The 21,732-nt window shown below is 32.2% G+C and carries 20 protein-coding genes and 1 riboswitch; of the genes, 15 read left to right on the top strand and 5 right to left on the bottom strand.

All coding sequences use genetic code 11. From position 1 onward, the window contains the following. Positions 1-135 precede the first annotated feature (135 nt). From GQR95_RS17115 to GQR95_RS12070, 6 genes are all read left to right on the top strand, one after another. Complete coding sequence (locus GQR95_RS17115; RefSeq protein WP_370514475.1) at positions 136-357, top strand: hypothetical protein; 222 nt, start codon at positions 136-138, stop codon at positions 355-357. Beyond that, positions 338-757 (top strand): Kelch repeat-containing protein, encoded by a 420-nt coding sequence (locus GQR95_RS17110; protein WP_370514474.1) that lies wholly within the window; start codon positions 338-340, stop codon positions 755-757. Before GQR95_RS17115 ends, GQR95_RS17110 begins: the two co-directional genes overlap by 20 nt. After that, on the top strand, positions 684-1,121 hold the full coding sequence (locus tag GQR95_RS17105) for a hypothetical protein (RefSeq protein WP_370514473.1): 438 nt from the start codon (positions 684-686) through the stop codon (positions 1,119-1,121). The genes GQR95_RS17110 and GQR95_RS17105 overlap by 74 nt, the downstream gene beginning before the upstream one ends. Positions 1,122-1,228: 107 nt before the next feature. Beyond that, positions 1,229-1,561 carry a DUF4907 domain-containing protein gene (locus GQR95_RS12080; RefSeq protein ID WP_159023402.1) on the top strand — a complete coding sequence of 111 codons (333 nt, stop codon included), beginning with the start codon at positions 1,229-1,231 and terminating at the stop codon, positions 1,559-1,561. Between the two features lie 274 nt (positions 1,562-1,835). Continuing rightward, positions 1,836-2,618 carry a sensor histidine kinase gene (locus tag GQR95_RS12075; RefSeq protein WP_159023401.1) on the top strand — a complete coding sequence of 261 codons (783 nt, stop codon included), beginning with the start codon at positions 1,836-1,838 and terminating at the stop codon, positions 2,616-2,618. Further along, positions 2,615-3,346 carry a LytTR family DNA-binding domain-containing protein gene (locus GQR95_RS12070; protein ID WP_159023400.1) on the top strand — a complete coding sequence of 244 codons (732 nt, stop codon included), beginning with the start codon at positions 2,615-2,617 and terminating at the stop codon, positions 3,344-3,346. The genes GQR95_RS12075 and GQR95_RS12070 overlap by 4 nt, the downstream gene beginning before the upstream one ends. On the opposite strand, the gene GQR95_RS12065 is transcribed toward GQR95_RS12070, so the two are convergent. The 4 genes from GQR95_RS12065 to recQ form a co-directional block, all read right to left on the bottom strand. After that, positions 3,335-3,925 carry a pseudouridine synthase gene (locus GQR95_RS12065; protein WP_159023399.1) on the bottom strand — a complete coding sequence of 197 codons (591 nt, stop codon included), beginning with the start codon at positions 3,923-3,925 and terminating at the stop codon, positions 3,335-3,337. The two genes, GQR95_RS12070 and GQR95_RS12065, sit on opposite strands and share 12 nt — an antisense overlap. Before the next feature lie 4 nt (positions 3,926-3,929). Next, a complete protein-coding gene (locus GQR95_RS12060; protein ID WP_159023398.1) occupies positions 3,930-6,236 on the bottom strand; it encodes a type IA DNA topoisomerase in 2,307 nt (768 codons plus the stop codon). Between the two features lie 102 nt (positions 6,237-6,338). After that, the gene (locus GQR95_RS12055; RefSeq protein WP_233265922.1) at positions 6,339-7,550 is read right to left on the bottom strand and encodes an OprO/OprP family phosphate-selective porin; all 1,212 of its coding nucleotides are present in this window, start codon (positions 7,548-7,550) and stop codon (positions 6,339-6,341) included. Positions 7,551-7,626: 76 nt separating this feature from the next. Continuing rightward, the gene (gene recQ, locus GQR95_RS12050; RefSeq protein WP_159023397.1) at positions 7,627-9,750 is read right to left on the bottom strand and encodes a DNA helicase RecQ; all 2,124 of its coding nucleotides are present in this window, start codon (positions 9,748-9,750) and stop codon (positions 7,627-7,629) included. A 122-nt stretch (positions 9,751-9,872) separates the two neighbouring features. Then, positions 9,873-9,966: riboswitch (TPP riboswitch) on the top strand. 76 nt (positions 9,967-10,042) lie between these two features. Between recQ and thiS the strand changes: the two genes are divergently transcribed. The 8 genes from thiS to moeB all read left to right on the top strand — a co-directional run bounded on the left by thiS (position 10,043) and on the right by moeB (position 17,960). Further along, positions 10,043-10,246 carry a sulfur carrier protein ThiS gene (gene thiS / locus GQR95_RS12045; RefSeq protein WP_159023396.1) on the top strand — a complete coding sequence of 68 codons (204 nt, stop codon included), beginning with the start codon at positions 10,043-10,045 and terminating at the stop codon, positions 10,244-10,246. An 88-nt stretch (positions 10,247-10,334) separates the two neighbouring features. Next, entirely contained in the window at positions 10,335-12,191 is a 1,857-nt protein-coding gene (gene thiC, locus GQR95_RS12040) for a phosphomethylpyrimidine synthase ThiC (protein ID WP_159023395.1), read from the top strand. Between the two features lie 324 nt (positions 12,192-12,515). Next, positions 12,516-13,100, top strand: a complete 585-nt coding sequence (locus GQR95_RS12035) for a thiamine phosphate synthase (protein WP_159023394.1) — start codon at positions 12,516-12,518, stop codon at positions 13,098-13,100. A gap of 488 nt (positions 13,101-13,588) precedes the next feature. Beyond that, on the top strand, positions 13,589-14,350 hold the full coding sequence (locus tag GQR95_RS12030) for a hydroxymethylpyrimidine/phosphomethylpyrimidine kinase (protein WP_159023393.1): 762 nt from the start codon (positions 13,589-13,591) through the stop codon (positions 14,348-14,350). After that, positions 14,347-15,006, top strand: coding sequence for a thiamine phosphate synthase (locus tag GQR95_RS12025; protein WP_159023392.1), 660 nt, complete (start codon positions 14,347-14,349; stop codon positions 15,004-15,006). Before GQR95_RS12030 ends, GQR95_RS12025 begins: the two co-directional genes overlap by 4 nt. Further along, positions 14,999-15,772, top strand: a complete 774-nt coding sequence (locus GQR95_RS12020; protein ID WP_159023391.1) for a thiazole synthase — start codon at positions 14,999-15,001, stop codon at positions 15,770-15,772. Before GQR95_RS12025 ends, GQR95_RS12020 begins: the two co-directional genes overlap by 8 nt. A 3-nt stretch (positions 15,773-15,775) precedes the next feature. Beyond that, a complete protein-coding gene (thiH, locus tag GQR95_RS12015) occupies positions 15,776-16,888 on the top strand; it encodes a 2-iminoacetate synthase ThiH (protein ID WP_159023390.1) in 1,113 nt (370 codons plus the stop codon). 16 nt (positions 16,889-16,904) lie between these two features. Continuing rightward, complete coding sequence (gene moeB / locus GQR95_RS12010; protein WP_159023389.1) at positions 16,905-17,960, top strand: HesA/MoeB/ThiF family protein; 1,056 nt, start codon at positions 16,905-16,907, stop codon at positions 17,958-17,960. Between the two features lie 93 nt (positions 17,961-18,053). Here moeB and GQR95_RS12005 read toward each other — a convergent pair whose 3' ends face one another. After that, positions 18,054-18,860: a DUF1853 family protein gene (locus GQR95_RS12005; RefSeq protein WP_159023388.1), complete on the bottom strand. Its 807-nt coding sequence runs from the start codon at positions 18,858-18,860 to the stop codon at positions 18,054-18,056. Positions 18,861-19,125: 265 nt separating this feature from the next. On the opposite strand from GQR95_RS12005, the gene GQR95_RS12000 reads away from it, so the two are divergent. Further along, the gene (locus GQR95_RS12000; RefSeq protein WP_159023387.1) at positions 19,126-20,679 is read left to right on the top strand and encodes a DEAD/DEAH box helicase; all 1,554 of its coding nucleotides are present in this window, start codon (positions 19,126-19,128) and stop codon (positions 20,677-20,679) included. Positions 20,680-21,732 lie beyond the last annotated feature (1,053 nt).

The raw sequence follows: 21,732 nt of genomic DNA, 5'->3' as shown, positions 1-21,732 counted from the left end.
TTTGTATAGACAAATGCTCAGCCTATCTACTTTATTTTTAAACTGCCTCTATTGCATGTAAATTTGAGGTTCTAATTTAAAAGATGCTGATATCAAAATTAAGTCAGCAATAAATTATAATAAATGATTCTAAATATGATTACAAATTCAACAAAAATTTTAGTGCTGTGTGTACTAACATTAAGTCTGTTTAACTGTTCAAGTGATGACGATGACGATAGAGGAAACTGGGTAGAACGATCTGTATTCGATGGTGTACCACGAAGCAATGTCGTTGGTTTTGTTATTGACGGTTTAGGTTATATGGGAACAGGATATGACGGAGATGATTATTTAAATGATTTTTTGGCAATATAATATTGACGGTGATTATTGGGTACAAAAAGCTGATTTCCCAGGTGTTGAAAGAAGTTCTGCTACAGGATTCACTATTGATGGAATTGGTTATTTAGGTACTGGATATGATGGTGTTGATGAATTATCAGATTTTTACTCATACAACCCAAGTAGTAATGTATGGACACAGAAAGCTGATTATATGGGTGGTGTAAGACAAGCTGCTATAGGATTTGCTGGTAATGGTACAGGATATGTTGGTACAGGTTACGATGGTGATAATGATAGAAAAGATTTTTACAAATACAACCCAACTACAGATACATGGTCTGAACTAGTAGGATTTGGTGGAGAAAAACGTCGTTTTGGAACAACATTTACTATTAACGATAAAGTATATATCGGAACAGGGTGTAAGTAATGGTTTATATAAAACTGATTTCTGGGTTTTTGATCCAACTACAGAAGTATTTACAAGTTTATTAGACTTAGATGAAGAAGACGATTATAACGTTGTTAGATCTAATGCTGTTGGATTTACAATAGATGGATTAGGTTATATCGTATCTGGTTATAATGGAGGTGTTCTTAATAGTACTTGGGAATACGATCCAGCAAAAGATGATTGGGAAGATATTACAGGTTTAGAAGGTTATTCTCGTCAAGATGCAATAGCGTTTTCTAACGGAAATAGAGCTTTCGTTCTTTTAGGAAGAAGTGGAAGTTTATACTTAGATGATAATTACGAGTTGTTTCCTCAAGAGGATTACGACGACGAAGATTAATTTTAGCTAGCCTTTTTAAGGTTACTATAATTGTTTGTTTTTTAATTTGTTTATTTTTAAATCCCAAGGTATAGTGATGCATATCTTGGGATTAAATTAATAATTTTATGAAGAATATTTTAAAATTCGTATTTGGTTTTGGTTTAATTATCTTAATAGTAGCCATATTTTTTCAAACAAATAAGAGTTCATCTTCAATATTCAATTCAAAAGTTTATAAAACAAATTCTGGTTATGGCTACGAAATAACTATGAACGATAAACTTTTAATTAAACAAGATTACATACCAGCTATTTCTGAAAACATCTCATTTTGCAATGAAGATGATGCTAATAAAATAGCAGATATTGTTATTAGTAAACTTGAAGAAAAAGTTGCTCCAACAATAACTTTAGAAGAGTTAAAAGAAAATAAAATTATCCTAAATTGTTTAAATTAACAATACTAATCAAGAAATGAGTATATCAATAAATCTATTGAGAAACTTAAAAAAAGAAGGCTTGATACATATTGTTATTTGGGCGATTTTTTTATTTCTATTCTTTCTTCAGGTCTATTTTAACACAGGTAATTTCCCCTTTACCTTTTTAAATTTTCTAATTGTAGGTATCTTAGTGTTTTATGTTAACTACCTATATTTAGTTCCTAAATTTTTACTGAACAAAAAAAAATATTATTATCTAATATCTGTTATTAGTCTAATAGTAATAGGCGTGGTTTTAATAGAATTTGTACTTCCAAAACCAGCACTTACTCATTTAACAGAATTAGAAGATTACAAAAGACCAAACTTTAGAATCTTCCGTTTTGGTTTACCTATCTTATTCAATCTTATTCTAGTTGTTATAGGTACAGCTATTAAGATGTATTCTGAATGGGACAAAAACATTCAACTTCAAAAAGAAATTGAATCTCAAAAATCTTCGGCCGAATTGCATTTTTTAAAAAATCAATTAAGCCCACATTTTCTATTTAATTCTTTAAATAGTATTTATTCATTAACAAGTAAAAAATCTAATGACGCTCCCGAAGCAGTTATTACGCTCTCGGAACTTATGCGTTATATGTTATACCAAGCAGATAATGATTTTGTGAAATTGAGTGACGAGTTAGACTACATACAGAATTACTTAAAATTACAACGCTTAAGAATTGCCAGAAATCAAGATGTTACTCTAAATATTAGAGGGAGTATTTTACAACAAAAAATTAGACCTTTATTATTAATTTCATTTATTGAAAATGCATTTAAGTACGGTACAGATTTTAAAGGAAACACTTTTGTATGTATAGAAATTAACGTTAATGGTAATAATTTAGATTTTAAAAGCATTAACTTAATTGGGAATAGAAAGCAAGATCCAGAAAACTCTGGAATTGGTTTACAAAACACAAAAGAACGTTTACAATTGCTATATCCAAACCAACATAAACTAGAAATTAAAGAAGTCAGTAATCAATTTATTGTACATTTAGACCTAAATCTAACGGTATGAAATGTATAATTATAGATGATGAGCCTTTAGCTATAGATGTTGTAGAATCTTATTTAAATCAAATAGGCGGTGTAGACATTATTGCAAAATGTACCAATCCTTTAGAAGCCATTACACAGCTTAATAAACACCATGTGGACTTGGTCTTTCTAGATATAGAGATGCCAAACCTAAGTGGTATAGATCTTGTAAAATCTATTGAGAATTTACCTCAATTTATCTTTACAACGGCTTATCCGCAATATGCATTAGATGGTTTTAATTTAAATGCTACAGATTATTTAGTAAAGCCTATTCCTTTTCATAGATTTATAAAAGCCGTTGCGAGAGCAAAAGAAAAATACGAGTTACTAAATTTAAAACCTTCAAGTCTTTCTTCTAATGAAGTGACTCCTGTAAAACAAGAAAACGATTTTATTTTCGTGAAATCGGAATACGAAAATATTAAAATTAAGACTGAAGAGATTACTTATATCCAAGGTCTAAAAGATTATATCAAAATTCATATCGAAGGCAATAACAAAGCAGTAATTACGCTTTTAAGCTTTAAAGATATGTTAGAAAAATTACCTAGAAATAATCATTTTTTACGTGTACATAAATCTTTTATAGTAAATGTAAATGCAATAAAAGCGTTACAAAAAACTAAAATTGTACTTCAAAACGAGATGAGAATTCCAATAGGAGAAACCTTTAAAAAAAATGTTTTAGAACGTTTAGGAGTTTAATATTAATGCTGCCTTTACATCTTCTAATGCTATAGAATCTCCAGGTTGTAAGCCTTCTAAAGTAATATCACCAACACGAACACGTACTAAACGTAATGTTGGAAAGCCTACAGCAGCAGTCATTTTACGAACTTGTCTAAATTTACCTTCGTTTAAAGTTATAGATACCCAAGATGTTGAGCCATGTCTATCGTCTCTTAATTTTTTCCCACGTTCAGGCAAATCAGGTATTTGGGTTAATTTAAAAGCAGGACAAGGTTTTGTATTGTATTTCTTTCCGCTTATACCTATTTCAACACCGTTTTTTAGCTGTTCTATAGCGTCTTCTGTAATATCTCCATCTACTTGAGCATAATATTCCTTATCTACTTTAGAACTGTTTACAAAGTAACATATTTTGCCATCTGTAGTTAATAATAATAAACCCTCAGAATGCTCGTCTAAGCGACCAATAGACATTGTGCCTTCTGGAAACGTTCCCAATTCACCAAGCAGTTTTTTACTATTTTGTTTCTTTCCGTTATTTACAAACTGACTTAAATAACCATAAGGTTTAAATATTTTATAATGATGATGCATAGCTTTAAACAGATTCTTTTAAAATTTTAAACACTAATTCTTTAGTTAGTTTTTCTCCAGCAGATTTTGTTCTAACATCATCAAAAGAAACTCTAAAGTCACATCCAGATTTAAACGCACTACAACCATAAGCCGTCTTTCCTTTTACAACGGTGCCTTTTTTACATTTCGGACAGGTTAACGTATCGGGAACAGCAGCTTCTTTAACTTGTTTTTTCACAACAACTTTAGGTTCTAAAACCAATTTAAAATCATCATTAAATCGTAATAAACCTTCAACTTTTTCTCCATCTACATTAAACCCTTTTAGATTAACAGTAGATCCTTTTTGAAGCAATCTGATGTATTGTTTCTCAGATATTTTTTTATCATTAAAAGTAAACGGTAAAACAAATTTACATCCAGATTTAAAAGCACTACAACCGTAAGCTGTTTTTCCTTTTATCAAGGTTCCTTGTTTACATTTCGGACAAGTTTCTGTTAAAATTCCAGCTTGTTTTTTTGCAACAACCTTAGCGGCTTTCTTTTTTACTGTGGCTTCATAAGATATATTGGCACGTTTGGTTTCGCTACGTACTTCGTAAACCAATTCGTCTACCATGCGTTTCATGTTATTTATAAACGTTCCTGCATTGTAATCTCCTTTTTCAATATCCTTTAATTGCTTTTCCCAAAGCCCCGTAAGTTCGGCAGATTTTAATAATTCGTTCTGAATCACATCAATTAACTGCACACCTGTAGTTGTAGGTAACAATTGCTTTTTATTACGGACAATATATTTTCTTCGGAATAATGTTTCAATAATATTGGCACGCGTAGACGGCCTTCCAATACCATTTTCTTTCATTAATTCTCTTAAATCATCATCATCTACCTGCTTGCCTGCAGTTTCCATAGCTCTTAAAAGTGTTGCTTCTGTAAACTGATTTGGTGGCTTGGTTTGTTTTTCTAAAAACGAAGGTGTATGCGGTCCTTTTTCCCCTTTTTCAAAAGTTGGTAAAATACCTGTTTCCTTTTTTTCTTTGTCTGCCGATTCAAATACAACACGCCAACCCTTTTTAAGAATTTCTTTTCCTGTTGTTTTAAAATTAACATCGGCTGCTTTCCCAATTACTGTGGTGTTAGACACAGAGCAATCGTCGTAAAATACGGCAATAAATCGTTTTACAATAATATCGTAAACCTGTTGTTGGTTGTATTGTAAATTAATCTGAATTCCTGTTGGAATAATAGCGTGGTGATCGGTAACTTTTTTATCGTTAAATACCTTTGCAGATTTCTTTATTTTCTTTCCTAAAAGCGGTTCTGTTAAGGTGTTGTATTTTGTTAGTTTCTGAAGAATACCATGTACTTTAGGATATACATCATTTGGTAAAAACGTAGTATCTACTCTTGGATAAGTTACTACTTTTTGTTCATATAATTTCTGAACAATTTTTAAAGTTTCATCTGCAGAAAACCCAAACTTCGTATTACAATAGACTTGCAATCCTGTTAAATCGAATAATTTAGGTGCATATTCTGTTCCTTTCTTTTTGGTTATCGAAACAATTTCAAAATCGTCTTCTTTAACTTTATTTGCCAGAATTTCACCATCTTCCATTTTAAGAAAACGCCCTTCTTCATAACTAAATAAAGTATCTCGATACATGGTTTGCAATTCCCAATACGGTTGTGGTTTAAAGTTTTCTATCTCTTTAAAACGATTAACAACCATGGCTAGAGTAGGTGTTTGCACACGTCCAATAGAAAGTACTTGTTTGTATCCGCCATGTTTAAGGGTGTATAAACGAGTAGCATTCATTCCTAAAAGCCAATCTCCAATCGCTCTAGAAAATCCGGCATAATATAAATTGTCGTAATCTTTAGACGATTTTAAATGCTCAAAACCTTCTTTAATAGCTTCTGTAGTTAATGAGGAAATCCATAACCGTTGTACTTCGCCTTTATATTCTGCTTGGTCTAAAACCCAACGCTGTATTAATTCTCCTTCTTGACCAGCATCCCCACAATTTATAACAAGTTCTGCTTTATCAAAAAGACTTTTTACAATTTTAAATTGCTTTTGTATTCCCGAATCCGACGTTACTTTTGTCTTAAACTTATCGGGAAGCATAGGAAGATTATTTAAATCCCAACTTTTCCAGTATGGTTTGTAGTCGTTAGGCTCAAATAAAGTACATAGGTGACCAAACGTGTAGGTTACCGCATAACCATTACCTTCGTAATACCCATCGTGTCTAGTATTAGCTCCTAAAACAGATGCAATTTCTCTGGCAACACTTGGCTTTTCAGCAATACATACTTTCAAAATACTGATAATTTATTTGGATTAAAATATTGCGAAAAATACTAATTTTCACGCACATATTCTTAGTAATTCTTATGGGTTATACGCCTTTTGTCAACAGTTTTAAAACGAGATATCCCATTGTAATCTAAATCGCCATCCACTATCTAGATAATCTGTATTTGCTTGAAATTCAAAATAAGTAACTTCTGCCGTTAGTTTATTTCTATGTCCCTTAAAAAACCAATTTCCACCAAAAGCAAATTCTTCTTCCAGATTATCAGATAGATCTGTATTAGGAATGTAATAAGCATAACGTCCAGCAAGTTCTAAAGGCTTAGGAAATTTAGACCATATATTATTAAAGAAATATCCTGTTTGAAAATAAGCTCCTTTTAAAGTTGTGGTTTTATCGTTTACAAAATCATGAATTTCTTTAGAATGAAATTCATTTTGCCAAGATAATCCCTTATACATAAATGCTGTTTCTAATAGATATTGATTTGTTCTATACTGTCCATCTACTCCTTCTTCAAACCCTTCTAATTGTCCTCCACCAGCTTGCGAAAATCGCGTATACGGACTTCTATTCGTGGCAGCGGCTACAGCTATTAAACTTGTAAATTTATCGTGATAAGCCAAATCTGATCCTGTAAAACTTAATTCACGCCCCATTATATTATATTGCAAACGACCAACATACATTAAATGATTGTCATCATTCACATCAGAGCCACGTCCTGTTCCTGTTAAAAGTGAAGCATTATACGTGAAATCGGCATATTTACTAGGGCTAATTCTTCCAAAAAATTCAACCCCTTGTTGTCTGTCTAAAGTAAAAGGACGTGTTAAAATAGAACGATCTACCATTTGTTGTTTTCCTGAAGAAATAACACGTTCTCTGTTATAATATGTTTTCCATTGTCCTACTTTAATTTTGAAAAACGAATATTTTTCAATCATCACTCTAAAATCCATAAGATTCCCTGCAGATAATTCGTATTCCCAATAGTACTTTAACCAAGGTTGAAATGCGTGACCACCAACTTTTAATCGCGCCCTGTTTATTTTAAAAACGGTTTCTTTATCTGAATAAATTTCATCATTAGTTATTGGGTTTTCATCACTTGGTGTAGAAAATCTAAATTGTAACCGCGATTGTATATGAAGTGCAAATTTATCATCGGAAGTTTTAAATTCAAAACCTTCATCGGTGTATTCAATTTCTATTTTGGGGGCCTTTACATCTGTAGAATCTTGTCCGTAACTAAACGCTGTAAATAAAAATACACAGGTTATAAATAAATAATATAATGGTTGATTTAATTGTTTCATAAGCGAATAATGGTAGCTACGAATTTAAGAAACTCTATTTAAACTGAAATGATTTTTAGTAAAAACACGATTGAAATTATTTATCTATAACACTTAATGCTAATCGAATTTTAAAGTAATCTAATTGTTCATCAAAATAGTCGTAATACGCTTTTAATGAAGTTGATCCTTCTATATTTTGTTTTGCTTTTTTAACATCTTCAACTTCGCGTTTCGATACAAAATCATAAATATTAATATCTTTCCCGTCACTATGAAGTTTTGCAATATGCGAATATATGGTTGTGTCTCTTAATTTTCTTTGCATACAAATCTCTTCTATAGACAAGCCTTTTTTATACAAATCATAAGTTATTAAATGTGTAGAACGCTTTTTCTCTTTCTTAGGTTTAGATCCAAGAAATTTCATGATTTCTTCAATAAACTCATCGCCATAAGTTTCTGCTTTGTGTTGTCCAACACCACTTACATCCATAAGGTCCATGATACTCATTGGGCGATCTCGCTCCATTTCAATTAGTGTTTTATCACTAAAAATAAGATAAGCCGGAATGTTTTCTTCTTTAGAGATTTTATAACGCAATTGTCGTAAACGTTCAAACAGCGTATCGTTTGTAGGTATACTTTTTCGTTTCGTTTTTGTGCGTTTTACTTTCTCTTTAACTTTTGGTTCTGCAATATGTACAGGACGTGTTAAAGATACTTTTGCACCTTTAAATAATACATTTTTGGAAAACTCTGTAAGCTGTAACGCATTGTTTTTATGAAATGCTATTTCGCAATACCCCTGATTCATAAGCTGAATAATAAAATGTTGCCAATCTTTCCAGGCAATATCTTTACCAATTCCAAAGGTTTTTAAGTTATTATATCCTTTTTCTAAAATATTTACATTCTGAGAGCCTCGTAATACATCTAAAATGGTTCCGATAGCTTCTTTTTCTTTAAGACGATATACAGCAGAAAGTATTTTTTGAGCGATAATGGTACCGTCAAAAATTTGTGGCGGATTTTTACAAACATCACAGTTTCCACAATTTTCCTCAAGCAACTCTCCAAAATAGCTTAATAAAATTTTTCTGCGGCAAGTTGTCGCTTCACTAAACTGTTTCATACGTTCTAATTTTGCAATCTGAACTTCTTCATTAGAAGCTCCAGAAGCAAAACGACGTAACTGAATTACATCTGCGTAACTATGAAACAATAGGGCGTGAGCAGGCAATCCGTCACGACCACCACGACCAATTTCTTGATAATACCCTTCTATGTTTTTAGGCATATTATGGTGAATTACCCAACGCACATTAGATTTATCTATTCCCATTCCAAAAGCGACAGTGGCACAAACTACCTGTGTATGATCGTACACAAAATCTTCCTGAACTTTACTGCGTTCGTTAAAACTAAGTCCTGCATGATATGCTGTTGCAGGTACACCATTACTATTTAATTTTTTAGCAAGTTCCTCTGTATTTTTTCTGCTTAAACAATAAATAATTCCAGATTCATTTGCATGTTTTTTTACAAAACTGATAATCTGTTTTACTTTTTCTGTTCCAGAACGGACTTCTAAAGAAATATTTTGTCTATCGAAAGATGAAATAAATTGTTGTGCATTCGGAATTTTTAATTGATCTAAAATATCCTGACGCGTCGCCTTATCTGCAGTAGCAGTTAACGCTATAATTGGAATATTTGGTAATGATTTCTTTAAAAAACCGAGTTGCTGATATGACGGACGAAAATCATGACCCCAAGACGAAATACAATGCGCTTCATCAATTGCGATACAACTTACGTAACGTTCGTTTAAAATATTAGATAAACCAGCAAGACTTTCTGGAGCGACATACAAAAGCTTTAATTGAGCATTAATAACTTGTTCTAAAATAGCATGTTGTTCTTCTGCAGACTGGCTACTATTATAAAAATTAGCCTGAATACCATTTGCCTTTAAACCATCTACTTGATCCTTCATTAACGCGATAAGCGGAGATACAACTAAAGTTAAACCTTCAAAAAGTAAGGCAGGCACTTGAAAACACATCGATTTTCCACCTCCAGTTGGCATAATAACCAAAGCATCGTTACCTTCAAGAACATATTCTATAATCTCTTGTTGCTGAGCACGAAACTGATCGTATCCAAAGTGTTTTTTTAAAGTAGGAAGGAGTTGTTTTTTATAATCGGGTAGTGGCATGCATTTATTTTTCGAATGGCAAAATTAAGGGAAACAAGTTATAAAACAGCAAAACTATTTTTAAATTTCATCTAAAATGATTCGTTTATTTCAATTAATTTCATTTAAATTTGTAATAATAAAATAAACTTTAGGAGTAACTACGAAGTAGTTTGAGAAATATCCTTTGAACCTGACGCTGTTAATACAGCCGGAGGAAAAAGTTCAGTCTTTTCAAAATCATTTCACTAAAACCGATTTTCAATTTCGGTTATCCTTTAAAAGTTTATGGAAATTTATCTAAATCAAGATTATGATATCTATAAACGTAAACAATGCTATTCATCAGGTTGCCGAAGATACTTCGCTTGCAACTATCGTTTCTAAACTCAGTCCTATTAAAAATGGTATTGCTGTGGCTGTTAACAACACGGTTATTCCTAAAAATAATTGGAAAAAAACGAGAGTTTTAAATAACGATAATATCCTGATTATACAAGCCACTCAAGGTGGTTAGTACTGTTTCTTTTTTAGATCACAATCTTATTTTATCTAATTAATACTGTGTAAACACAATGTCTTACACTTTAATTTAATGAATAACCATGAAAAAAAAAGACACAGCACCACAAAATGGTGTAACCAGAAATCCGTTTCCAAATTCTAAAAAAATCTACGTTCAAGGTACATTGTTTCCAGAATTACAAGTTGCTATGCGACAAATTGAACTTAGCGACACAGTCGATTCTATTACAAAAAAACGGACTAAAAATGAACCTATAACGGTTTACGACACATCTGGACCATACACCGATCCAGAAAAAGCAGTTAATATCCATAAAGGTATTGAACGTATTCGTGAATCTTGGGTTTTAAAGCGCGGAGATGTAGAACAATTAGATGCCTTCTCATCAGATTATTGTAACGAACGTTTAAATATCTCTGAGCTTGACCACTTAAGATTTACAGATGTTAAAAAACCATTTAAAGCTAAAACAGGTAAAAATGTGTCGCAAATGCATTACGCGCGTCAAGGTATTATAACACCAGAAATGGAATATGTTGCCATTCGTGAAAATCAGAAAATTAACGAAGTAACGCGTTTGTCTGAACAGCATAAAGGACAAGATTTTGGGGCATCAATTCCTGATAAAATCACAGCAGAATTTGTAAGAGAAGAAATTGCTCGTGGTCGTGCTGTATTGCCCTCAAACATTAATCATCCAGAAAGCGAACCTATGATTATTGGGCGTAATTTTGTAGTGAAAATTAATGCAAATATTGGAAATTCGGCAACAACATCAAGTATAGAAGAAGAAGTAGAAAAAGCCGTTTGGGCATGCCGTTGGGGCGCAGATAATATCATGGATTTATCTACAGGAGAGAACATTCATGAAACACGAGAATGGATTATAAGAAACGCTCCAGTGCCAATCGGAACGGTACCAATTTACCAAGCTTTAGAAAAAGTAAATGGTAAAGCCGAAGACTTAACATGGGAGATTTTTCGAGACACTTTAATAGAGCAAGCCGAGCAAGGTGTAGATTATTTTACCATTCATGCAGGCGTACGTTTACGTTATGTGCCCATGACGGCAAAACGTATTACAGGCATTGTTTCTCGTGGTGGTTCTATTATGGCAAAATGGTGTTTAGCACATCATAAAGAAAGTTTTTTATACACGCATTTCGAAGAGATTTGTGAGATTATGAAAGCTTACGATGTGGCTTTCTCACTTGGAGACGGTTTGCGCCCAGGTTGTATTGCCGATGCTAATGACGAAGCGCAATTTGCAGAATTAGAAACACTTGGCGAACTTACAAAAATTGCTTGGAAACACGATGTGCAAACCTTTATTGAAGGTCCAGGACACGTGCCAATGCATAAAATAAAAGCCAATATGGACAAACAATTAGAAGCTTGCGAAGAAGCGCCTTTTTATACTTTAGGTCCATTAACAACAGACATTGCACCGGGTTACGACCACATTACTTCTGGAATTGGAGCAGCCATGATTGGCTGGTTTGGTTGTGCCATGTTGTGCTACGTAACACCTAAAGAACACTTGGGGTTGCCCAATAAAGACGACGTGCGTACAGGTGTAGTGACCTATAAATTAGCAGCACATGCGGCAGATTTAGCAAAAGGACATCCAGGAGCGCAACATCGTGACGACGCATTAAGTAAAGCACGTTTTGAATTCCGCTGGGAAGACCAGTTTAATTTAGCCCTCGATCCAGAATTAGCTCGCGAATATCATGATGAAACCTTGCCTGCCGAAGGTGCTAAAATTGCGCATTTTTGTTCGATGTGTGGACCAAAATTTTGTTCAATGAAGATTTCTCAAGAAGTTCGTGATTTTGCTGCTGTAAACGAAATAATTGGAGACGAAGTGTTTACAAAAGGAATGGAAAAAAAATCTGAAGAATTCAAGAACAAAGGGAGCGAAGTGTATCTTTAATGTTTTATTTTGGAGGTTACCACACTAAAAAGTGCGGTCGGGCTTTACGCTATATCTTTTGCAAAACAGCAAAAGGATGTCGCTACAATCCCTAACCCAGAACAGAGTGCGTGATACTTAACTCGTTTCAGTATCACGCAAGAAACTAAAAGAAATTCAGAGTAACGATCGATGATAATTCTGAATCCATTTCTATATCACAAAAAAACTAAACATAATGTTACCCCGAACTAAATTCAGGGTAACGATAAGATAAAAATTACGTCATGCTGAACTTGTTTCAGCATTTCATAAAGCACTAAGACAGATAAATACTAAAGAAACATGATAATCCTAATAGCACCAGAAACCGATTTACCAAATGAAATTGAAATATTAGAGCAGTTATTTCAAGAAGGTTTACAGTATTATCATTTAAGGAAACCTAACAAAAATTTAGAAGAACATATTGCGTATTTAAATCTAATAGATAAGAAATTCCATGACAGAATTGTAGTGCATTATTTTCATGAATTAATAAATTCTTATAATTTAAAAGGTATTCATTTTCAAGAACAAAAACGCATAGATCATATCGATAATCCGGGACAATACTTTAAAAACCTAAACATGTTTGGTAAAACTATAAGTTCTTCTTTTCATGAACCAGAAGAACTTGAAAAATGCTATTTCGAATTCGATTACCATTTATTAAGTCCTGTATTTTCATCTATTTCAAAAGCGGGTTACAAAGGCAGAGGATTTGATGTTAACCATATTGATAAAGTTATTATTGGTATGGGAGGTGTCACTGATACTAATATCGATACTTTTAAAACACTAGGTTATAAAGGTGTTGGTGTTTTAGGTGGTATTTGGAATAGTAAAACTCCTGTAGAAACATTTAAGAAGATGTTAAGTCAATTTTGAGTATTGAGAGTCCGTAACACGTACCTGAAAAACGATAAGACTCTAAACTAAATTCAGAGTGACGGCACAATCAACTTTTAGTGATAAAATAAAATTGCTTCGTCATGCTGAACTTGTTTCAGCATCACACAAGTAGCTCAACGATTACCTAGAATAAATGAAAAAGAATTCAAATAAATGTGAGACTCTCAACTAAATTCAGAGTGACGGTACAATCAACTTTTAGTGACGAAATGAAGTTGCTTCGTCATGCTGGACTTGTTTCAGCATCACACAAGTAGCTCAACGATTACCTAGAATAAATGAAAAAGAATTCAAATAAATGCGAGACTCTAAAATAAACTCAGAGTGACAGTACAATCAACTTTTAGTGACGAAATGAAGTTGCTCCGTCATGCTGGACTTGTTTCAGTATCAAACAAATAGCTAAAAATTAATAAGACCCTGAAACATATCCAGAGTCACATAACAGAATTAAACGTATATTAATGACAAACAAAACATACATATTAACCATTGCCGGACTGGATCCTTCAAGCGGAGCAGGAATTACTTCAGATATTAAAACATTCGAAGCGCATGGTTTATATGGTTTATCGGTGTGCACGGCGGTAACCGTTCAAAATGATATAGATTTTAAGACATGTACTTGGATTGAAGAATCTGTAATCATTAATCAAATTGAAACATTATTTGAACGCTATAACGTAACTGTTGTAAAAATAGGAATTATAGAATCTTGGAATGTGCTTTTAAAAGTAGTACAAACATTAATACGGTTAAATCCTAAGATTAAGATTATTTTAGATCCCATTCTTAATGCCAGTTCTGGATTTAAATTTCATAAAAATATAGACTTAGACGCTTTTAATGCTGTTTTAGAACACTGCTATTTTATTATGCCTAATTACAATGAAATTCAAGCATTATTTCCTGATAAATCCATCTCAGAAACTATCGAATATATTTCAGAGAAAACAAATATTTATTTAAAAGGTGGCCATCGCACAGATAAAAAAGGTTGGGACGAAATTTACCATAGCGGTATTGTTCAAATTAATTTTAGACCCGGCGTACATACCATTCACGAGAAACACGGAAGTGGTTGTGTTATATCTGCAGCATTAGCATCAAATTTTGCAAAACAAATGGAATTAGAAGATGCTTGCCGATTAGCAAAACAGTACACCGAACAATTTTTAAATTCAAATCATTCTTTATTAGGAACACATAATTACAAATACTTATGATTAGCAAATTACAATATATCACACAAGGAGCCACTGCCGAACAACATTTAGAATATGTTCAAGCAGCATGTTCTGCAGGAGCAGATTGGATTCAATTACGAATGAAAAATTTTGATGAAGCTATTGTTTTAAAAACAGCAGAACGCGCGCGAGAAATTACCATGCATTTTCAGACGCGATTAATTATAAACGATTATTATAAAATAGCAAAAACTGTAAATGCTGATGGTGTTCATCTAGGAAAAAATGATGGTTGCCCTCTTGAAGTACGTGACTATTTAGGAAAATGGTTCACTATTGGTGGTACAGCAAATACATTAGAAGATTGTAAAAATCTTATTTCTAAAAATGTAGATTACATAGGTTTAGGTCCGTTTAGGTTTACAACAACTAAGTCTAATCTAGGCCCCGTTATAGGTGCTTCAGGATATAAAATAATTGTTGAAGCACTACAAACAGAAACACCACTTATTGCCGTTGGCGGTATTACCTATAACGATCTTCCTGAACTTATAAATACAGGAATTTACGGTGTTGCTGTATCTACAAGCATTTCTAAAGATTTTAATACGATTAGTGCGTTTAATAAAATCTTAAACGGACCAAGCACTCAGGAGCAGGTTTATAAAATGGATAAAACGGACGATGATGAATGATAATTTAACGATTGCAGACAAAACATTTAGTTCACGTTTATTTACAGGAACGGGAAAATTCAGTAATTCTAAAATCATGCGAGATGCTATTTTGGTTTCAGAAAGCGAGTTAGTTACTGTTGCTTTAAAACGTGTTAATACTACTGATTTAGAAGATGATATATTATCTCATTTAAATGATTCATCGATACATTTATTACCAAACACATCAGGAGTAAGAACTGCAGAAGAAGCTGTTTTTGCTGCAAATTTATCACGTGAAGCACTAAATACTAATTGGGTAAAATTAGAAATTCATCCAGATCCTAAATACCTATTACCAGATCCGATTGAAACCTTAAAAGCAGCAGAGATGTTAGTTAAAGCAGGTTTTGTAGTCATGCCTTATATACATGCAGATCCTGTTTTATGTAAGCGTTTGGAAGATGTTGGTGTACAATGCGTGATGCCGTTGGGTGCACCAATTGGAAGTAATAAAGGCTTAAAAACATTAGAATTTCTTGAGATTATTATTGCACAAAGTAATGTTCCTGTTATTGTAGATGCCGGAATTGGGAGTCCGTCTCATGCTGCTTTTGCTATGGAATTAGGCGCAGATGCCGTACTTGTAAATACAGCCATTGCTGTGTCTCAAAATCCTATTGAAATGGGTAAAGCTTTTAAATTAGGTGTTCAAGCAGGACGCATGGCTTACACCTCTAAATTAGCACCAATAAAACACATTTCAGAAGCAAGTAGCCCACTAACAAGTTTTTTAAATAACTAGATTATGAGCACTTTTAAAACTGTTTTAGATCAATATAATTGGGACGATACTTTAAAAGGTATTTATAACAAAACTGAAGGTGATGTGTTGCATGCTTTAGGAAAATCTGTTCGAGATTTAGAAGATTTTAAAGCCTTGATTTCACCAGCTGCCGCACCGTATTTAGAAGATATGGCACAACTAAGTCAGCAAATTACAAAAAAACGTTTTGGAAATACCATTCAAATGTATGCCCCCATGTATTTGAGTAATGAGTGTCAGAATATTTGTACGTATTGCGGCTTTAGTATGACGAATAAGATTCCGCGTAGAACCTTAACAGATGCTGAAATTCTTAGAGAAACTGCTTTTTTAAAAGCAAAAGGCTATGATCATATTTTATTGGTAACAGGAGAAGCCAATCGTACGGTAGGTGTAGCGTATCTAAAGCATGCTATAACACTTATGCGTTCTGAATTTTCTAATATTAGTATTGAAGTACAACCGTTACATCAAGAAGAATACGAATTATTAATAGAAAACGGACTCTATGCTGTGTTGGTATATCAGGAAACATATCATAGAGAAGAATATAAAAAACATCATCCTAAAGGTAAAAAATCGAACTTTGATTTCCGTTTAGACACTCCAGATCGCTTAGGAAAATCAGGAATTCATAAAATAGGATTAGGAAGTTTATATGGCTTAGAAGATTGGCGTGCAGATAGTTTTTTTACAGCGCTTCATTTTAAATACCTTCAAAAAACCTATTGGAAAACAAAATACTCCATGTCTTTTCCGCGTTTACGTCCATTTTCAGGAGGTTTAGAACCTAAAATAGAAATGACCGATCGTGACTTGGTCCAGTTAATTTGTGCTTTTAGGCTCTTAGATGAAGATTTAGAATTATCAATGTCTACTCGAGAAAGTGAGTTGTTTAGAAATCATATTGTAAATTTAGGCATTACATCGATTAGTGCAGAATCTAAAACAAATCCAGGTGGTTATGTTGTTGAAAAACAGTCGTTAGAACAGTTCGAAATATCAGACGATCGGTCTACAGAAACATTTACCAAAATGTTAAAATCAAAAGGATTAGAAGTTGTTTGGAAAGATTGGGAGAACAATTGGCAATAATTATTAAATTTACAGCATGTTATATAAAGAAGAGAATTTACAATATAAGCGTCATTTAGCTTTAGAAGACATAGGCGTAGAAGGTCAGAATAAATTAAAATCAGCTAAAGTTTTAGTTGTTGGGGCAGGAGGATTAGGTTGTCCTATTTTACAATATTTAACGGCTGCAGGTGTTGGAACTATTGGAATTATAGATCATGACAGTGTAGATCAAACCAATTTACAACGACAAATTCTATATGGTTATAACGACATTGGAAAATTTAAAGTGTCTTGTGCCATTTCTAAATTAGAACAACTTAATAAGTTTGTAAAGTTTAAATCTTATATAGACCGTTTAAGCAAATCTAATGCTATAAAATTATTTAAACAGTATGATATTGTTGTAGATGGTACAGACAATTTTAATACACGATATTTAATAAATGATGCGGCTGTTTTAAGTGAAAGACCTGTAGTTTTTGGTTCTATCTTTAAGTTTGAAGGACAGGTTACTGTTTACAATTACAAAAACGGACCAACATACAGATGTTTATTTCCAAAACCAGCGCCAGACTCTCAAAGTTGTGAAGAAGCCGGAGTTTTAGGTGTTTTACCCGGAATTGTTGGGTTATTACAAGCTAACGAGGTTATTAAAATGATTTGTGAAATAGGAGAGGTGTTATCAGGAAAACTATTAGTTTTTAATGCCTTAAGTATGAATCAGAATATTTTAACTTACGACAAAACAGTGCATTCTCATGTTACTTATATTGCCGATGTTGATGAAAATTTTAATGTAAATACATCTTTAAAATCGTTAACCTTCGATGAATATTTAAAGCATAAAGATAATTTGTTTGTTTTAGATGTTAGAACACCAAAAGAGCACAGTATGTTTCATTTATCTCACGATTATCATATTCCGTTAAAAGAATTAGATAAACGTTATTTTGAACTCGATACTAATAAACCTATTTTAGTGTATTGTCAATCTGGTAAACGAAGTGCTCAGGCCATAGATATTTTAAAAGGACTAAAAATAAAGAATAAATTATACAATTTAAAAGACGGTTTACAACAACCCATTTAAGCCTTATCAATCATTTTATTATCTTACAATTTAAAGTAGAATACATAAAATAATAACTTAAATTTATTTTCAGTTTAGCCCATAAAAAATGCTTTATAGCCACCAAACTATAAAGCATTTTTTAGTTAAACCATTAGGATATTTAATCCAACATAAAGGTACTGTTTTAGTTGCAATTAGTGGTTCAATTTCATTTACAAAATTAGAATAACTACACCACGATATTTGTGTTTGAATAGCACATAACCAATCTGTTTTTTTTGGCATGTAAAACTTACAATCTTTTAACTGATTAAGGTTGTTATAAGAAATATAAAATCCTTGAACACAATCTGGATTTAAGGACTGGAAGATGTTAGCTTTTAAATGATGTGGCACAAATAACTGCGCTTTAAAATACACTTGTTGTACAATATCTTTAGAAGAGATTTCTAATGTATCTAAAAACTTTTTTGTTTCAGGATGATATAATAATGGCAATTGCTTATCTTTCAATTTTACTAGTTTATCTACCAAACAATCTTTTCTATTTGGGCCAATCCAGTGATCTAATTCTGTGGTACCAACTTCTGGATCGTATAAATAAAACTTGTAAACGATTTCTAAATGTATAAGCTGATTATCTTGTTTTAAAATACAGTCTAATTCTCCTAAAGTGCGTTTTTCTTGCTGAATTTGAATATTCTCTGTCAGTATGTTAATGTTTTTAAACTGATTTAATTCAAATCCCACAAAACGCTCTACAAGCTTTCCTAAACGCAATCGGTTTTCTACAGAAACATTAAATGTAGTTGTATTATGTTCAGGCATTATAAATTGATGAATGCCCAAACTATTTTCTCCTGTCCAAAGTACAGGCGTGTTTAAATATCCAATATATCGCTGATTAATTGCATGCATTCATTATCTGTTTTACAATTTATAAAAGTAACAAAACAAGAATAATTAATAAGACCAGGAATAAGAAGAAAACCTATTATTTTTCTGTTTATTTTGTCATAAATCTTGTCAATATTAATAGAACTTTTTTATAGTTTTTCACTCAAAACCCTGTCATTCTTGTGTTTATAGCAATAATTGATGCGTTTTTAATAATTTCTAAAGAATCATGCATAAAAAGGCTAGAAAAGGCCTTATTTTTGCATTCCTTAAAAGTTATTATAAAATGTCAGTCAAAGCTACAGATATAGCAGAAAGAAAAGCCGGAAAAGATTTATATAGTTATCAGCGTGGAGCCATAAACAAGATATTTCAATGTTTTGAAGAAGCGCCCGAAGATTACCATTTATTATATCAATTACCAACGGGTGGAGGGAAAACTGTTATCTTTTCTGAAATAGTAAGGCAATACCTAAAACATCATAACAAAAAGGTGCTTGTCATGACGCACCGTATAGAATTATGTAAACAAACTTCGGGTATGTTAACCGAATTTGGTGTATCTAACAAAGTTATTCACAGTAAAGCAAATCTAGAAGATCAAGCAGATTTTAGTTGTTTTGTGGCGATGGTAGAGACCTTAAATAACAGGTTAAATGATGGTAAATTAGATATTTCTGATGTTGGTTTAATTATTATTGATGAAGCGCATTACAACTCATTCACCAAATTATTTAAGTTTTTTGAAAAATCGTTTATTTTAGGAGTTACAGCAACACCTTTAAGTTCGAATATTAAATTACCAATGAATGACAACTACAACGAGTTAATTGTTGGAGAAACCATTCAATCTTTAATAGAAAACGAATTCTTAGCACGTGCAGAAGTCTATTCTTACAATGTAGGTTTAACGTCTTTAGTAGTTGGAGCAAATGGTGATTATACCGTAAAATCTTCAGAAGATTTATATACCAATAGCGACATGCTTGGTAAATTAATTCAGGCTTACGAAGAACGTTCTAAACATAAAAAAACATTAATTTTTAATAATGGTATTAACACGTCGCTTCATGTATACGACACCTTTAGAGCTGCAGGATACAATGTTGCACATTTAGATAATACCAATACAAAAAGTGAACGTAAAAAAATATTAAAGTGGTTTAAAGAAACACCAGATGCTATTTTAACATCGGTAAGTATTTTAACTACAGGTTTTGATGAGCCTACTGTAGATTCTATTATCCTGAATCGTGCAACAAAATCGTTAACATTATACTACCAAATGATTGGTCGTGGTTCTCGTATCTTAAAAAATAAATCTAAATTTAATGTTATCGATTTAGGTAATAATTTCCACCGTTTCGGACCGTGGGGAGCAGATTTAGATTGGCAAAAAATATTTAGATCTCCTAATTTCTATTTAGATGGAATTATGAGTGATGAAGAATTAGAAGAAAGTTTTAGATATGAAATGCCAGAAGATCTTCGTGAAGAATTTGGTAAATCTAACTCGGTGTATTTCGATGTTAAAAAAACATACATAGATTCTATTAGAAAAGGAGAATCTTCAAAGGTTGTTTTAGAACGTTCTATTCATCATCATGCTTATATCTGTATAGAAAACAGTGAAGACATGTATGACGCCTTAGATTTGGCTAAAAAACTAGGAGACGATATTGATTACCGCATACAACGTTACACAAAATGTATTAGTAAAAGTACTTTTAATTTTGTAGAATGGTTACGCGAAGATTATCGTAAAAAATTAAGAGCACATATTCGTGAAAATTTCGATGAATTATTTGAAGAAATAAACGGTTTTCCTCCAGAAGACTAGTTTTTTTTTAGACTTAAGACCTTTGCTGTTAGAGCTAAGAATATAGACTTGATTCTTACATATATTATATAAAAATGTCCTTCAATTTATACTGAAGGACATTTTTAGTTTTACACATCATACTGAACTTGATTCAGTATCTCTGACTTCTCTGTAATAGTAGATTTCTTAATCATCCTTATAGGGTGCTTGAGCGGAGTCGAAAGCCTTAATTAACTTTATCTCGACTTCGCTCGATAATCATTCATGTTCAAGTATAAAACTTAATAGTAATTAGACTGTTGCACTTTTAGATGCAAGAATCTAGATTTACAAACTTGTTAATTAAAACGCATTTATTAATTTATAGGGTGCTTGAGCGGAGTCGAAAGCCTTAATTAACTTTATCTCGACTCCGCTCGATAACCATTTAATGTTGAAGTATAAAACTTAAAAGCAATTAGACTTTAGATATTAGACTGTTGCACTTTTAGATACAAGAATCTAGATTTACAAACTTGTTAATTAACAACGCATTTATTAATTTATAGGGTGCTTGAGCGGAGTCGAAAGCCTTAATTAACTTTATCTCGACTCCGCTCGATAACCATTTAATGTTGAAGTATAAAACTTAAAAGCAATTAGACTTTAGATATTAGACTGTTTCACTTTTAGATACAAGAATCTAGATTTACAAACTTGTTAATTAATAATGCATTTATTAATTTATAGGGTGCTTGAGCGGAGTCGAAAGCCTTAATTAACTTTATCTCGACTCCGCTCGATAACCATTTAATGTTGAAGTATAAAACTTAAAAGCAATTAGACTTTAGATATTAGACTGTTGCACTTTTAGATACAAGAATCTAGATTTACAAACTTGTTAATTAATAATGCATTTATTAATTTATAGGGTGCTTGAGCGGAGTCGAAAGCCTTAATTAACTTTATCTCGACTCCGCTCGATAACCATTTATGTTGAAGTATAAAACTTAAAAGCAATTAGACTTTAGATATTAGACTGTTGCACTTTTAGATACAAGAATCTAGATTTACAAACTTGTTAATTAACAA

The sequence above is a fragment of the Formosa sp. L2A11 genome, from assembly GCF_009796865.1.
GTDB lineage: Bacteria > Bacteroidota > Bacteroidia > Flavobacteriales > Flavobacteriaceae > Formosa.
Note: the sequence above shows the minus strand (reverse complement) of the source record. Positions and strands in the feature narration are given on the sequence as shown.

What these genes read in the sequence shown, in the direction of transcription:
- GQR95_RS17115 (WP_370514475.1), top strand. Translation starts at nt 136, where the DNA reads ATGATTACAAATTCAACAAAAATTTTAGTGCTGTGTGTACTAACATTA.
- GQR95_RS17110 (WP_370514474.1), top strand. Translation starts at nt 338, where the DNA reads ATGATTTTTTGGCAATATAATATTGACGGTGATTATTGGGTACAAAAA.
- GQR95_RS12080 (WP_159023402.1), top strand. Translation starts at nt 1,229, where the DNA reads ATGAAGAATATTTTAAAATTCGTATTTGGTTTTGGTTTAATTATCTTA.
- GQR95_RS12070 (WP_159023400.1), top strand. Translation starts at nt 2,615, where the DNA reads ATGAAATGTATAATTATAGATGATGAGCCTTTAGCTATAGATGTTGTA.
- GQR95_RS12065 (WP_159023399.1), bottom strand. Translation starts at nt 3,925, where the DNA reads ATGCATCATCATTATAAAATATTTAAACCTTATGGTTATTTAAGTCAG.
- GQR95_RS12055 (WP_233265922.1), bottom strand. Translation starts at nt 7,550, where the DNA reads ATGAAACAATTAAATCAACCATTATATTATTTATTTATAACCTGTGTA.
- recQ (WP_159023397.1), bottom strand. Translation starts at nt 9,750, where the DNA reads ATGCCACTACCCGATTATAAAAAACAACTCCTTCCTACTTTAAAAAAA.
- thiS (WP_159023396.1), top strand. Translation starts at nt 10,043, where the DNA reads ATGATATCTATAAACGTAAACAATGCTATTCATCAGGTTGCCGAAGAT.
- thiC (WP_159023395.1), top strand. Translation starts at nt 10,335, where the DNA reads ATGAAAAAAAAAGACACAGCACCACAAAATGGTGTAACCAGAAATCCG.
- GQR95_RS12035 (WP_159023394.1), top strand. Translation starts at nt 12,516, where the DNA reads ATGATAATCCTAATAGCACCAGAAACCGATTTACCAAATGAAATTGAA.
- GQR95_RS12030 (WP_159023393.1), top strand. Translation starts at nt 13,589, where the DNA reads ATGACAAACAAAACATACATATTAACCATTGCCGGACTGGATCCTTCA.
- GQR95_RS12025 (WP_159023392.1), top strand. Translation starts at nt 14,347, where the DNA reads ATGATTAGCAAATTACAATATATCACACAAGGAGCCACTGCCGAACAA.
- GQR95_RS12020 (WP_159023391.1), top strand. Translation starts at nt 14,999, where the DNA reads ATGAATGATAATTTAACGATTGCAGACAAAACATTTAGTTCACGTTTA.
- thiH (WP_159023390.1), top strand. Translation starts at nt 15,776, where the DNA reads ATGAGCACTTTTAAAACTGTTTTAGATCAATATAATTGGGACGATACT.
- moeB (WP_159023389.1), top strand. Translation starts at nt 16,905, where the DNA reads ATGTTATATAAAGAAGAGAATTTACAATATAAGCGTCATTTAGCTTTA.
- GQR95_RS12005 (WP_159023388.1), bottom strand. Translation starts at nt 18,860, where the DNA reads ATGCATGCAATTAATCAGCGATATATTGGATATTTAAACACGCCTGTA.
- GQR95_RS12000 (WP_159023387.1), top strand. Translation starts at nt 19,126, where the DNA reads ATGTCAGTCAAAGCTACAGATATAGCAGAAAGAAAAGCCGGAAAAGAT.